The sequence below is a fragment of the Pseudomonas sp. stari2 genome (assembly GCF_040760005.1).
In the GTDB taxonomy this organism is placed as follows: Bacteria; Pseudomonadota; Gammaproteobacteria; order Pseudomonadales; family Pseudomonadaceae; genus Aquipseudomonas.
This window is the reverse complement of sequence record NZ_CP099760.1, coordinates 3,864,105-3,877,898: the sequence shown is the minus strand read 5'-3', so window position 1 is coordinate 3,877,898 and position 13,794 is coordinate 3,864,105. Positions and strand designations below refer to the sequence as shown.

13 protein-coding genes are annotated in these 13,794 nt (G+C 61.0%); 10 read left to right on the top strand and 3 right to left on the bottom strand.

Annotation, left to right across the window (positions count from 1 at the left end; all coding sequences use genetic code 11):
- Positions 1 to 28: 28 nt before the first annotated feature.
- Entirely contained in the window at positions 29 to 619 is a 591-nt protein-coding gene (locus NH234_RS17505; protein WP_085731888.1) for an amino acid synthesis family protein, read from the bottom strand.
- A 325-nt stretch (positions 620 to 944) separates the two neighbouring features.
- Between NH234_RS17505 and NH234_RS17500 the strand changes: the two genes are divergently transcribed.
- Positions 945 to 1,973: a WD40/YVTN/BNR-like repeat-containing protein gene (locus NH234_RS17500; protein ID WP_367253586.1), complete on the top strand. Its 1,029-nt coding sequence runs from the start codon at positions 945 to 947 to the stop codon at positions 1,971 to 1,973.
- A 28-nt stretch (positions 1,974 to 2,001) separates the two neighbouring features.
- Positions 2,002 to 4,386 (top strand): RND family transporter, encoded by a 2,385-nt coding sequence (locus NH234_RS17495; protein ID WP_085731886.1) that lies wholly within the window; start codon positions 2,002 to 2,004, stop codon positions 4,384 to 4,386.
- A 56-nt stretch (positions 4,387 to 4,442) separates the two neighbouring features.
- Here the strand turns inward: NH234_RS17495 and NH234_RS17490 are convergent, their stop codons facing one another.
- Entirely contained in the window at positions 4,443 to 5,162 is a 720-nt protein-coding gene (locus NH234_RS17490) for a FadR/GntR family transcriptional regulator (protein ID WP_085711331.1), read from the bottom strand.
- Positions 5,163 to 5,287: 125 nt separating this feature from the next.
- Positions 5,288 to 7,024 (bottom strand): IlvD/Edd family dehydratase, encoded by a 1,737-nt coding sequence (locus NH234_RS17485; protein WP_085731885.1) that lies wholly within the window; start codon positions 7,022 to 7,024, stop codon positions 5,288 to 5,290.
- Positions 7,025 to 7,217: 193 nt separating this feature from the next.
- On the opposite strand from NH234_RS17485, the gene NH234_RS17480 reads away from it, so the two are divergent.
- The 8 genes from NH234_RS17480 to NH234_RS17445 all read left to right on the top strand — a co-directional run bounded on the left by NH234_RS17480 (position 7,218) and on the right by NH234_RS17445 (position 13,792).
- The gene (locus NH234_RS17480; protein WP_085731884.1) at positions 7,218 to 8,540 is read left to right on the top strand and encodes an MFS transporter; all 1,323 of its coding nucleotides are present in this window, start codon (positions 7,218 to 7,220) and stop codon (positions 8,538 to 8,540) included.
- 35 nt (positions 8,541 to 8,575) lie between these two features.
- Entirely contained in the window at positions 8,576 to 9,568 is a 993-nt protein-coding gene (gene araD1 / locus NH234_RS17475; RefSeq protein ID WP_367253583.1) for an AraD1 family protein, read from the top strand.
- 9 nt (positions 9,569 to 9,577) lie between these two features.
- Positions 9,578 to 11,158 (top strand): aldehyde dehydrogenase (NADP(+)), encoded by a 1,581-nt coding sequence (locus NH234_RS17470; protein WP_367253581.1) that lies wholly within the window; start codon positions 9,578 to 9,580, stop codon positions 11,156 to 11,158.
- Between the two features lie 96 nt (positions 11,159 to 11,254).
- Positions 11,255 to 11,563 (top strand): DUF5629 family protein, encoded by a 309-nt coding sequence (locus NH234_RS17465; protein WP_085711602.1) that lies wholly within the window; start codon positions 11,255 to 11,257, stop codon positions 11,561 to 11,563.
- Positions 11,560 to 12,735 carry a lactonase family protein gene (locus NH234_RS17460; protein WP_085731881.1) on the top strand — a complete coding sequence of 392 codons (1,176 nt, stop codon included), beginning with the start codon at positions 11,560 to 11,562 and terminating at the stop codon, positions 12,733 to 12,735. The genes NH234_RS17465 and NH234_RS17460 overlap by 4 nt, the downstream gene beginning before the upstream one ends.
- A gap of 156 nt (positions 12,736 to 12,891) precedes the next feature.
- A complete protein-coding gene (locus NH234_RS17455; RefSeq protein WP_011334602.1) occupies positions 12,892 to 13,071 on the top strand; it encodes a hypothetical protein in 180 nt (59 codons plus the stop codon).
- 254 nt (positions 13,072 to 13,325) lie between these two features.
- Positions 13,326 to 13,538, top strand: coding sequence for a hypothetical protein (locus tag NH234_RS17450; RefSeq protein ID WP_085731880.1), 213 nt, complete (start codon positions 13,326 to 13,328; stop codon positions 13,536 to 13,538).
- On the top strand, positions 13,535 to 13,792 hold the full coding sequence (locus NH234_RS17445; RefSeq protein WP_085731879.1) for a hypothetical protein: 258 nt from the start codon (positions 13,535 to 13,537) through the stop codon (positions 13,790 to 13,792). Before NH234_RS17450 ends, NH234_RS17445 begins: the two co-directional genes overlap by 4 nt.
- The last annotated feature ends 2 nt before the right edge of the window (positions 13,793 to 13,794 follow it).

Genomic DNA, 13,794 nt, shown 5'->3' with positions numbered 1-13,794 from the left:
GCGCTCCTGCAATGCCTTTTTATTGTGATTACTGGGCTTTTTCGGCAGCCAGTTCTTCAAGATCGATGTAACGGTTACCGATGCGCGGGTGCAGGCGGCCTCCGTCGGCACAACCGAGCACCACGACGATTTCGTCGGCACGCGGGGCGTCTTCGATCTGCATTTCCAGAGTGATGTAGTGCGAGCGCAGGCCTTCGTCGTCCTTGTGCATCATCGGGATCTGAATCGAAGTGCCCGGACCGCCACGCTTGTTGGTGAAACTCAGGTAACTCTTGGCCTTCACCGCTTCGCGGTAGTGGTTGCCGAAACGCAGGGTGTGGATCACCGCCGAGGCGTGTTCGATCTCGCCATCGGCACCGACCACCGCAGCCTTGCCGTAAGCCTCGATCTTCTCGGCGCCGCCGATGATGCCCACCAGACGCTCGACCATCATCGCGCCGAGGTCGGAGCAGTTGGCTCGGATCTGCGGCTTGAGGTCTTCGACAAAGCCATTTCCGACCCACGGGTTTTTCATCACGACGGCCAGGCCGGCCATGGTTACAGGCGTGTCGGCCGCTTTGCCGCCTTCAATGAACGTCTCTTCGACATAGCTGACGATCTTGCGAATTTCGAAACTCATGAGCTGCTCCGTAGGGGATAAAGAGTGTCTGTGCGTCTGATGGTATACCATAATACCGATCGTGCAAGTCCCCCACGCAAGATTCCCTTCCATCAGTCGGACGAATGCCCGCGCATTCAGCCGCCGACGTAATCCCTTTCGGTTAACAAAAGATAACGTTGCGCCGATTGTCAGACGTTTCGAATGCCCGATAGGATGAGCCAGCTTCCGAAGTGGCTCTGGATTGCGGGTTTCAGGACTATGCTTCTGACCAACCGCCGCCGGAGCACGCTTGCGGCGCCCTTGAAGGCCGAATGGCCTAACAATAATAAATAGGGGAAGGTCTATGAGTCGTTGCCGCCCGCCGGCGTTTCGCAACACCGCGTTGCTGGCCACAGCACTCTCTCTGCTGGGCTTTGCCACCTTGTCGGCGCCTGTCCTGGCTGCCGAAGCGCCCGCCGACGTGGTCTACGCCATCGAATCGGCCAAGGCCCCGAAAAGCCTGATGCTCGATGTCGTTCACGCCGGATCCCGGCTGGTGGCGGTCGGGGATCGCGGGCACATTCTCTATTCCGACGACCAGGGCAAGTCCTGGACCCAGGCCAAGGTGCCGAGCCGCCAGTTGCTGACGGCCGTGTATTTCGTCGATGACAAGCACGGCTGGGCTGTCGGCCATGACGCGCAGATCCTCGCCAGTGAAGACGGTGGTCAGACCTGGACCAAACAGTTCGAAGACCTCAAGCGCGAATCGCCGCTGCTCGACCTCTGGTTCAAGGACCTCAACAACGGCCTGGCCGTGGGTGCCTACGGCGCATTGTTCGAGACCACCGATGGCGGCAAGCACTGGCAAGACGTCAGCGACCGCCTCGACAACCAGGACCAGTTCCACCTCAACGCCATCGCCGCCGTCAAGGACGCCGGGCTGTTCATTGTGGGCGAGCAGGGCGCGATGTTTCGTTCCGCCGACTGGGGCCAGACCTGGGAAAAAATCGACGGCCCGTATCAAGGCTCGCTGTTTGGTGTGATCGGCACCGCCCAGCCTTCCACGCTGCTGGCCTACGGACTGCGCGGCAACCTCTACCGCTCCACCGATTTCGGCAGCACCTGGCAGCAGGTTGAACTGAAGGCTGCGCGCGGTGCGCTGGAGTTCGGCCTGTCCGGTGCCACGCGGCTCGACGACGGCTCCATCATCATCGTCGGCAACGGCGGCACGGTGATCAGCAGCAGCGACAACGGTGAAACCTTCAGCGTGTTCAACCGCCCGGATCGCATCTCGCTGTCGTCGGTCACCGCCGCCGGCAACGGCAACCTGATCCTGAGCGGGCAGGGTGGCGTCCACACCACCACGCCAAACGGCACCGAGCTGGGCAAATGAGCCGAATCAATAATAAGAAGGCGGGGCTATGACTTCCTTGAGCACTCATCATCAGGACAAGGCGACGTTCCTCGAACGCCTGATCTTCAACAACCGCCCGGCAGTGATCGTGATCTGCCTGCTGGTCAGCATTTTCCTGTTCTGGCAGGCCACGCTGATCCGGCCGTCCACCAGTTTCGAAAAAATGATCCCGCTCAAGCATCCGTTCATCGAGAAGATGATGGAGCACCGCAACGATCTGACGAACCTGGGCAACACCGTGCGCATTTCGGTGGAGGCCAAGGACGGTGACATCTTCTCCAAGGAGTACATGGAGACCCTGCGCCAGATCAACGACGAGGTGTTCTACATCTCCGGCGTCGACCGCTCCGGCCTGAAATCGCTGTGGAGCCCGAGCGTGCGCTGGACCGAAGTGACCGAGGAAGGTTTCGCCGGCGGTGAAGTGATCCCGCAGAGCTACGACGGCTCCCAGGACAGCCTCGACATGCTGCGCAACAACGTGCTCAAGTCTGGTCAGGTCGGGCGTCTGGTGGCCAACGACTTCAAGTCGAGCATCGTCGACATCCCGCTGTTGGAGTCCTACCCCGACCCGCAGGACCAGGGCAAGTTGCTGGCGCTGGACTACCGCCAGTTCTCCCATGAACTGGAGGACAAGATCCGCAACAAGTTCGAGGCGCAGAACCCCAACGTCAAGATCCACATCGTCGGTTTCGCCAAGAAGGTCGGGGACCTGATCGATGGCCTGGTGATGGTGGTGATGTTCTTCGGCATCGCTTTCGTCATCACCCTGATCCTGCTGCTGTGGTTCACCAACTGCCTGCGCAGTACCGTGGCGGTGTTGAGCACCACGCTGGTGGCGGTGGTCTGGCAACTGGGGTTGATGCACTTCTTCGGATTCGGCCTCGATCCGTATTCGATGCTGGTGCCGTTCCTGATCTTTGCCATCGGGATTTCCCACGGCGTGCAGAAGATCAACGGTATTGCCCTGCAATCGAGCGAGGCGGACAACGCCCTGACCGCCGCGCGGCGCACCTTCCGGCAGTTGTTCCTGCCGGGGATGATCGCGATTCTCGCGGATGCGGTGGGCTTCATCACGTTGCTGATCATCGACATCGGCGTGATCCGCGAACTGGCTATCGGCGCGTCCATCGGCGTTGCGGTGATCGTGTTCACCAACCTGATCCTGCTACCGGTGGCGATTTCCTACGTTGGCATCAGCAAGCGCGCCATCGCCAAGAGCAAGAAGGATGCGAACCGCGAACATCCGTTTTGGCGCCTGCTGTCGAATTTCGCCAGCCCGAAAGTCGCACCGGTGTCCATCGCGCTGGCGCTGATCGCCTTCGGTGGCGGCCTCTGGTACAGCCAGAACCTGAAGATCGGCGACCTCGACCAGGGTGCGCCGGAACTGCGTCCGGACTCGCGCTACAACAAGGACAACAACTTCATCATCAACAACTACTCCACCAGCTCCGACGTACTGGTGGTGATGGTCAAGACCAAGTCCGAAGGCTGTTCGCGCTACGAAGCCATGGCGCCGATCGATGAGCTGATGTGGAAGATGCAGAACACCGAGGGCGTGCAGTCGGCGATCTCGCTGGTGACCGTGTCCAAGCAGATGATCAAGGGCATGAACGAGGGCAACCTGAAATGGGAAACCCTGTCGCGTAACCCGGACGTGCTGAACAACTCCATCGCCCGTGCCGATGGCCTGTACAACAACAGTTGCTCGCTGGCGCCGGTGCTGGTGTTCCTCAACGACCACAAGGCTGAAACCCTCGACCGTGCGGTGAAAGCCGTGCAGGAATTCGCCAGGGACAACAACAAGGACGGTCTGGAATTCATACTCGCGGCGGGTAACGCCGGGATCGAAGCAGCCACCAACGAAGTCATCAAGCAGGCTGAACTGACCATCCTGATTCTGGTGTACATCTGCGTGGCGGTGATGTGCATGATCACCTTCCGTTCCTGGGCGGCGACCCTGTGCATCGTGCTGCCGCTGGTGCTGACCTCGGTGCTGGGCAACGCGCTGATGGCGTTCATGGGCATCGGCGTGAAGGTAGCGACGCTGCCGGTGGTGGCGCTGGGTGTGGGGATCGGCGTGGACTACGGCATCTACATCTACAGCCGTCTGGAAAGTTTCCTGCGTGCCGGCCTGCCGTTGCAGGAAGCCTATTACCAGACCCTGAAGTCGACCGGTAAAGCGGTACTGTTCACCGGCCTGTGCCTGGCCATCGGCGTGTGCACCTGGATCTTCTCGGCGATCAAGTTCCAGGCCGACATGGGCCTGATGCTGACCTTCATGCTGCTGTGGAACATGTTCGGTGCGCTGTGGCTGCTGCCGGCACTGGCCAAGTTCCTGATCAAGCCGGAGAAACTGGCGGGGCAGAAGGGCAATTCGTTGTTTGCTCACTGATCGGCGAGCCTGAAACGAAAAAGCCGCAACCCAAGGGTTGCGGCTTTTTTATGTCTTCAGGAAAGTTCGGTGCCGAGCACAACACTCAGCGCACTCCGCGCATCATCCAGCTGCACCAACGTCGCATGCCGAGCCCCCAACGCATCACGGTTCTCGATGGCGGTCAGAATCGCCTTGTGCCGAGGCAACGCCAGTTCATGCAGATTCGGCCGCTGGTTGGAATGCTTCAACGCCTCGGCAATTGCCACCGACAGCATGTTGCACAGGTTCGCCAGCAAGTCGTTGTGGGTTGCGTCGGCGATGCGGCTGTGGAAATCCAGATCCGGTTGCAGCAAGGCTTCCGGGGTCGGTGCAGCTTCCATGCGTTGGTAGGCTTCGCCGATGGCGGCGATGTCGGCATCCGTGGCGTGTTGGGCGGCGAGGGCGGCGGCGGCCGGTTCGATGATGCTGCGCACGCTGGTCAGCACGTTGAAGAACTCATTCTGCGGGCTGCTTTGCATCAGCCAGTGCAGTACGTCCGGGTCGAGCATGTGCCATTCGCGGCGCGGTTTGACCACGGTGCCGACCCGCGGTTTCGAGTACACCAGCCCCTTGGCCACCAACACCCGCGTGGCTTCGCGCAACACCGGCCGACTGACCGCGTATTCCTCGCAGAGCAAGGCTTCGGCGGGCAGTTTGTCGTCGGGCAGAAAACGGCCGGAGACGATCTGCATGCCCAGTTCCTGGACAATGCGCGAGTGCATGCTTTTGCGGTCGGAAGGTTTGCGGTAATCCATGGGGAGCGGCACGATCCTGAGCGATGGAGATGCCGCGCATCATAGCAGGCACCACACAATCTTGAGGCAGATACACAAAGCAAATGTGGGAGCTGGCTTGCCAGCTCCCACAGAGGACAGCGGTGTTAATGGGAGTGGCGGGGGACTTCAGCACCTCGACAGCCGACCAGGAAATCAAAGTCGCAACCCTGATCCGCCTGCAGCACATGGTCGATGTACAACTGACGATAACCACCCACCAACAGCTGCTGCGGTGGTTGCAGATCCGCCATGCGCGCCGCCAGTTCAGCGTCCGGAATATCCAGGTGTAAACGCCCACTGGCGCAGTCCAGCTCGATCCAGTCGCCTTCCTTAACCACCGCCAACGGCCCGCCGGCCGCCGCTTCCGGGGCGACGTGCAACACGACGGTGCCATACGCGGTGCCGCTCATGCGTGCATCAGAAATGCGCACCATATCCGTCACACCCTGGGCCAGCAACTTGGCCGGCAAACCCATGTTGCCGACTTCGGCCATGCCCGGATAACCCTTCGGCCCGCAGTTTTTCATCACCAGAATCGAGTTCGCATCGACATCCAGCTCCGGGTCGTTGATCCGCGCCTTGTACATATCGAAATTCTCGAATACGACCGCGCGGCCACGGTGCTGCATCAGTTCCGGCGTGGCGGCGGACGGCTTGAGCACCGCGCCCAGGGGAGCCAGGTTGCCGCGTAACACGCAGATCCCGCCGTCGGCGCGGATCGGATTGTCGAGGGTGCGGATTACTTCGTCTTCGCCGTAGATCGGTGCGTCCTTGGTGTTCTCGCCGATGGATTTGCCATTGACCGTCAACGCGTCCGGATTCGGAATCAGATTGGCCTCGCCGAGGCGCCGGAGCACGGCCGGCAAGCCGCCCGCGTAGTAGAACTCTTCCATCAGGAAACGTCCGGACGGTTGCAGGTCGACGATGGTTGGCATGCCACGGCCGATGCGGGTCCAGTCGTCCAGATCCAGCTCGACACCAATGCGCCCGGCGATGGCTTTGAGGTGGATCACCGCGTTGGTCGAACCGCCAATCGCTGCGTTGACCCGGATCGCGTTTTCGAAAGCCTCCTTGGTCAGGATTTTCGACAGCTTCAAGTCTTCTCGCACCATCTCGACCGCACGCATGCCGGACATGTGCGCCAGCACATAACGCCGCGCATCCACCGCCGGAATCGCCGCGTTGTGCGGCAGGGACGTGCCCAGTGCTTCGGCCATGCAGGCCATGGTCGACGCGGTGCCCATGGTGTTGCAGGTGCCGGCCGAGCGGGACATGCCGCCCTCGGCCGCAAGGAAATCGTCAATCGTGATGGTGCCGGCCTTGACCTGTTCGCTGAGCTGCCAGACCACCGTGCCGGAGCCAATGTCCTTACCCTTGTGCTTGCCGTTGAGCATCGGCCCGCCAGTGACGACGATCGCCGGCACGTCGCAACTGGCCGCGCCCATCAGCAGCGCCGGGGTGGTCTTGTCGCAACCGGTCAGCAGCACCACGCCGTCAATCGGGTTGCCGCGAATCGCTTCCTCGACGTCCATGCTCGCCAGGTTGCGGGTGAGCATGGCAGTCGGGCGCAGGTTTGATTCGCCGTTGGAGAACACCGGGAATTCCACCGGGAAGCCGCCGGCCTCGATCACACCGCGTTTGACGTGCTCGGCAATCTGGCGGAAGTGCGCGTTGCACGGCGTCAGTTCCGACCAGGTGTTGCAGATGCCGATGATCGGTTTGCCATGGAACTGATGGTCGGCGATGCCCTGATTCTTCATCCAGCTGCGGTACATGAAGCCGTTCTTGTCGGCCGTGCCAAACCATTGGGCGGAGCGCAGGGTGGGGTGCTTATCAGACATGATCGATTCTCTTATTGTAAGACTATTGTTTGCGAGCCTCGGCTAAACATAAGCGCAAAATCGACTGTTTGGAAGTGTTGTTGGGTAATTAGTATTACTATATAGTCGTTTTCGACGGAGGGATGGCCCTGGCGGTTTTCCGCGAGAGGCGTCCCCCGAGGTTCCATAAAAACAACAATCGGAGACCGATCCCATGAGCCAGGAACTGCGGCTTGTCCGGCGCATCACGCTGAAACTGATTCCATTCCTGATCCTGCTGTACCTGATTGCCTATGTGGATCGCTCCGCCGTCGGCTTCGCCAAGCTGCACATGGGCGCTGATATCGGCATCGGCGATGCCGCCTACGGCCTCGGGGCCGGGCTGTTTTTCATTGGCTACTTTCTGCTGGAGATCCCCAGCAACCTGATGCTCGAACGCTTCGGTGCGCGGCGCTGGTTCGCGCGGATCATGATCACCTGGGGCGCGATTACCATCGGCATGGCTTTTGTCCAGGGTCCGCACAGTTTCTACGTCATGCGCTTTCTGCTTGGCGCGGCGGAGGCGGGGTTCTTTCCCGGCGTTCTGTACTACATCACCCAATGGTTCCCGGTGCGCCATCGCGGCAAGATCCTCGGGCTGTTCATCCTTTCCCAACCGATCGCGATGATGATCACCGGCCCCGTGTCCGGCGGCCTGCTGGGCATGGACGGCATCCTCGGTCTGCATGGCTGGCAATGGCTGTTCATCGTCATCGGCACCCCGGCGATCCTGCTGACCTGGCCGGTATTGCGCTGGCTGCCGGATGGCCCGCAGCAAGTGAAATGGATGGATCAGGGGGAGAAGGACTGGCTGACCGGCGAGCTGAAAAAGGATCTGCAGGAGTACGGCCAGACCCGCCACGGCAATCCGCTGCATGCGCTCAAGGACAAACGTGTGTTGCTGCTGGCGCTGTTCTATCTGCCGGTGACACTGAGCATCTATGGACTTGGCCTGTGGCTGCCGACTCTGATCAAACAGTTCGGCGGCAGCGATCTGGTGACCGGTTTCGTCTCGTCGGTGCCGTACATCTTCGGCATCGTCGGCCTGCTGATCGTGCCGCGCAGTTCCGACCGCATGAATGATCGCTACGGGCATCTGGCGGTGCTTTATGTGCTGGGCGCCCTCGGCCTGTTCCTCAGTGCCTGGCTGTCCTTGCCGGTGGCGCAACTGGCCGCGTTGTGTCTGGTGGCGTTCGCGCTGTTTTCCTGCACGGCGGTGTTCTGGACTTTGCCGGGGCGGTTCTTTGCCGGTGCCAGTGCGGCGGCGGGCATTGCCTTGATCAACTCGGTTGGCAACCTCGGCGGCTACATCGGCCCGTTCGTGATCGGCGCGTTGAAGGAATACACCGGCAACCTCGCGTCGGGCCTGTACTTCCTGTCCGGGGTGATGGTGTTCGGGCTGATTTTGACGGGCGTCGTCTATCGCTTGCTGGAGCGTAAACACGTATTGCCAGTCGACCAATTTGCAGCGAGTGCACGCGGCGCAACGCGCACCTGATACCGATTCAGCGTTTGATTCAACAGGAGAACATCATGCATCTGGTTCAATTCGAATTGAGTAACGGCGAGCGCCGCGTCGGGGTGGTCGAGGGCGGTCTGGTTCGCGAAGTGCAGGATGCGCGCACGGTTCGTGATCTCGCCCTGGCCGCGATTGAAGCCGGCAGCACCCTCGCGCAGCAAGTGCAGGCCCTCGGCCTAGGCATCAGCCACGAATACGCGCAGTTGCTCAAAGACCTGCGCATCCTGCCGCCGCTGGATCACCCGGACCCCGCGCACCTGCTGGTCAGCGGCACCGGCCTTACACATCTTGGCAGCGCCTCGGCCCGGGACAAGATGCACCAGCAGGCCGGCGACGAAGCGGCGATGACCGACACCATGCGCATCTTCAAATGGGGCGTGGAGGGCGGCAAACCGGCGGCGGGGCAGGCCGGGGTGCAACCGGAATGGTTCTATAAGGGTGATGGCGGCATCGTCGTGCGCCCGGGGCAGCCGTTCCCGCTGCCGCCGTTTGCCGAAGACGCCGGCGAAGAGCCGGAGATGGCCGGCCTCTATGTTATCGGCCACGACGGCAAGCCGTATCGCCTCGGTTTCGCGGTGGGCAACGAATTCTCCGATCACGTCATGGAGCGCAAGAACTACCTGTACCTGGCTCACTCGAAACTGCGCAGTTGCAGCTACGGCCCGGAACTGCGCGTGGGTGAATTGCCGCAACACCTGGCCGGTACCAGCCGCATCCTGCGCGACGGCGAAGTGCTGTGGCAGAACGAGTTCCTCAGCGGCGAGGCCAACATGTGCCATAGCCTGGCGAACCTCGAATACCACCACTTCAAGTACAGCCAGTTCCTGCGTCCGGGCGACGTGCACATTCACTTTTTCGGCACCGCGACCCTGTCGTTCGCTGACGGCGTTCGCACACAGCCCGGCGACGTGTTCGAGATCAGCCAGGCCGAATTCGGCGCGCCGCTGGTCAACGGCATCGCCCCGGTTGAAGCGGTTTTCCAACCGGACAGCATCGGCACCCTTTAAGGAGATCCCATGACTCAGATTCTCGGTCACAACTACATCGGCGGGCGTCGCAGCGCGGCGGGCAGCGTCAAGTTGCACAGCATCGACGCCACGACGGGTGAACCCTTGCCTCACGATTTCATCCAGGCCACGGAAGAGGAAGTGGACGCTGCCGCCAAAGCGGCCGCTTCTGCCTACCCGGCCTATCGCAGCTTGAGCGCCGAACGACGCGCGCAGTTCCTCGATGCAATCGCCGATGAACTGGACGCGCTGGGCGATGATTTTGTCGCGGTGGTCTGCCGTGAGACCGCGCTGCCTGCCGGGCGGATTCAGGGTGAGCGTGGCCGCACCAGCGGCCAGATGCGGTTGTTCGCCAAAGTCCTGCGGCGTGGTGATTTCTACGGTGCGCGGATTGATCTGCCGCTGCCGGATCGCCAGCCGCTGCCGCGTCCCGATCTGCGCCAATACCGCATCGGCTTGGGCCCGGTGGCGGTGTTCGGCGCGAGCAACTTTCCGCTGGCATTCTCCACCGCTGGCGGCGACACCGCGTCGGCGCTGGCCGCCGGTTGCCCGGTGGTGTTCAAGGCCCACAGCGGTCACATGGCCACGGCCGAACTCGTGGCCGACGCGGTGATTCGGGCGGCAGAAAAAACCGCGATGCCGGCCGGCGTGTTCAACATGATTTATGGCGGCGGCGTGGGTGAATGGCTGGTCAAGCATCCCGCCATTCAAGCCGTCGGCTTCACCGGTTCGCTGAAGGGTGGACGGGCACTGTGCGACATGGCAGCGGCACGGCCCCAACCGATCCCGGTGTTCGCCGAGATGTCGAGCATCAACCCTGTGATCATCCTGCCTCAGGCCTTGGCCGTTCGTTCGGAATCCGTCGCTCGAGATCTCACTGCATCGGTGGTGCAGGGCTGCGGTCAGTTCTGTACCAACCCGGGATTAGTGATCGGCATTCGCTCGCCGCAGTTCACGACGTTCGTCGAGCAACTCGCCGCGCTGATCGCTGATCAACCGGCGCAAACCATGCTCAATGCCGGGACCCTCGGCAGCTACGGCAAGGGTCTGGAAAAACTCTTGGCGCATGCCGGTATCGAGCATCTGGCCGGCAACCCTCAGTTGGGTAATCAAGCACATCCGCAGTTGTTCAAGGCCAATGCCAGCCTGTTGATCGATGTCGATGAAGTACTTCAAGAGGAAGTGTTCGGCCCGACTACGGTGATCGTCGAAGTGGCGGATCAGGTGCAACTGAGTGCGGCGCTGCACGGTCTGCATGGGCAACTGACGGCGACGATCATTGGCGAACCGGCTGACTTTGCGCAATTCCCGGAGCTGACGCCGTTGCTGGAACAGAAGGTCGGCCGAATTCTGCTTAACGGTTACCCGACCGGCGTCGAGGTGTGTGATTCGATGGTCCACGGCGGACCGTATCCGGCGACGTCCGATGCGCGCGGCACCTCGGTCGGCACCCTGGCCATCGATCGTTTCCTGCGCCCGGTGTGCTTTCAGAACTACCCCGACAACCTGCTGCCGGAACCGCTGAAAAACGCCAACCCGCTGCGGATTCAGCGACTGGTCGACGGCAAGCCTTCACGCGAAGCGCTCTAAGTCGAATCGCCGGGCCTTGTGTGGACAAGGTCCCCTGAGGCCCGGCGGCCACATTGAGCTATCATTGCCACTTTCCCCCTGAAAGACATGATCGACATGACTGCCGTACCAGACACCCTTCTCAACGCCCTCGAACACTGCGGTATGGTCGAAATCGACGGCCTGCACGCCTTCGAATTCGCCCTCGATGAAGACGATAACCTGCATATCGAGTGCATCGATGGCCGAACGGCCAAGCATTGGGAGTTCACACCGGCCCAGGTTGAAGCGGCGACGTTTGACCAGGACCTGCAGAGCTGGTTGATCATCGGTTTTGCCAGCGACACCAAAACTGTCGGCGAACACCGTCTGGTCTGCCTCGGCGATGTGCTCAGCAGCGCCGACGACGAGGATGAAACCGAATGAACATGCGTAAATTCTGGCCGTTGCTGATGGCCGGCAGCGTCGGTGCGATGGGCCTGTCCAGTGCCTCGGCCGAAAGCTTCCAGTTGCTGGTCGGCTCCTACACCGCCGGCACCAGCCAGGGCATCTACCGGATGAGCTTCGACAGCGCCACCGGCCAGATCGCCGCCAAGCCGCTGCAAGTGATCAAGAGCGAAAACCCGTCGTGGCTGACCCTGTCCAAGGACCAGCATCGGTTGTTCGTGGTCAACGAAAACGGTCCGGGCCAGAAAGACCCGGTCGGTCGCGTCAGCAGTTATTCGATCGATCCCAAGACTCACGCCCTGACCCTGATCAATCAGGTCCAGAGCCTGGGCAACGAGCCGACCCATTCGAGCCTCAGCGGCGACGCCAGTCATCTGTTCGTCAGCAACTACTCGGTGGTTGAAGATCCGGGCGGCACCCTCGCGGTGTTGCCGGTGGGCAGCGACGGCAAGCTCAAGCCGGTGGTGCAGATGAGCGCGCACCCGGCGAGCCGGGTCAATCCCGAGCGTCAGGCCTCGAACCACGTGCACTCGACGATTTCCTCGCCGGACGGCCGTTATGTGTTCTCCAATGACCTGGGCGCGGACAAGGTCTTCATCTATCAATTTGATCCGAAGGCCAACCCGGACCTGCCGCTGACCCCGGCAAAAACCGCCTCGGTGCAACTGCCACCGGGCAGCGGGCCGCGTCATCTGTTGTTCAGCGCTGACGGCAAGCATGCCTGGCTGACCATGGAAATGAGCGCGCAAGTCGCGGTGTTCGACTACAAGGACGGCGTGCTGACCCAGACGCAAATGGTTGATCTGGCGGGCGGCCAGCCGACGTCGGACAAAGCCGCTGCGGCGCTGCATGCGTCCGCCGATGGGAAATTCCTCTACGTCAGCAACCGTGGCACCGCCAATCAACTGCTGGTATTTGCCATCGACCCGGCCAACGGCCAGCTCAAGGAACTGCAGCGACGTTCGGTGGAAGGCGATCACCCGCGTGAATTCAGCCTCGATCCGAGCGGTAAATTTCTGCTGATCGCCAACCAGAAGAGCAACCAGATTGTCGTGGTCGAGCGCGACGGCAAGACCGGTCTGCTGGGCAAAACCGTGCAGAAACTGCCGATGGATGCCCCGAGCGACCTCAAGTTTATCGTGCGTCAATAAGCCGCAGGCCCCGGTCTACGGGGCCTGACGCTTTGTATTAATCCTGCTGATAACAGGTAATGGTACAAAGCATTTCAAGCGAGCAACCCTCGAGCGTTAAGTTTGCTTCACGGCCCAACCGGGCAAGCAAGCCAACCGAACACGAGGGTTACCGCCATGAACTTCAATCTCTTCTCGATCATCGCCGCTTCCGCCATCTCCGCCACCGTGGCTCTGCCAGCCAGCGCCAACGTTGAAATCAGCGACAAAAAATCCCACACCCAGAGCTACACCCAGAAATACCTGCAACAGAGCGCCAACTTCTACGCCGCGCTGGATCACAAAGCCCAACACTGAAATTTCCGTCACGCCCTGGAACTGCCCAAGGCTGCGATCCTTTGATCTTGTTTATCAAAAGCAAAATCAAAAGATCGCAGCCTTGGGCAGTTTTTTGCGCGTGTATTGTCAGGCGATAGACATTTTCAAACGCCGAGATAGACCGGCTAAATAATCAACGAAGCTGATGGTTACTATGGTAAACGCTGAGTGGTTACCCCGGCTTTTTTGATTGATTCTGTGGGCGTCGAAACATTGTCCACGGAGCACACATCATGGCCAGTTCAATCATCACTTCCGCCAAACGCGGCGCCTACCTGGCCATCGGTCTGTACCTGGTCATGGTGCTGTTCGTCAGCCTCTCGTCGCAGTCGCAACACACATTCGAAGCGCCGATCCAGGTCGCGCATCCCGCCGTCCAGTTCGAACTCCGCTCGCAAAACGCAGCGGTAGATTCAGTTGAACTCGCGGGAGCCGTCGGAGCATGAAAGGCTACAGATTCTGGGTCATCGCCGGTCTGGCGATCATGACCAATGGCGCGTCCCTGTTGGGATTCGGCCAGGGCTCGGTCGGCGGGCTGGCCCGGGCCATAGAGGCCAATCACACCATCGCCCACAACATCGAACGGGCCAATGCGCTAGGGCTGCTGGCCGGCAATCCACCGGTGAAAACCGAAGCGAGTTTTTTCGGACCGTTCCAAGTGGATTGCTCGGCCATCGGCATGTGCCAGGTGCTGGCGTAAGG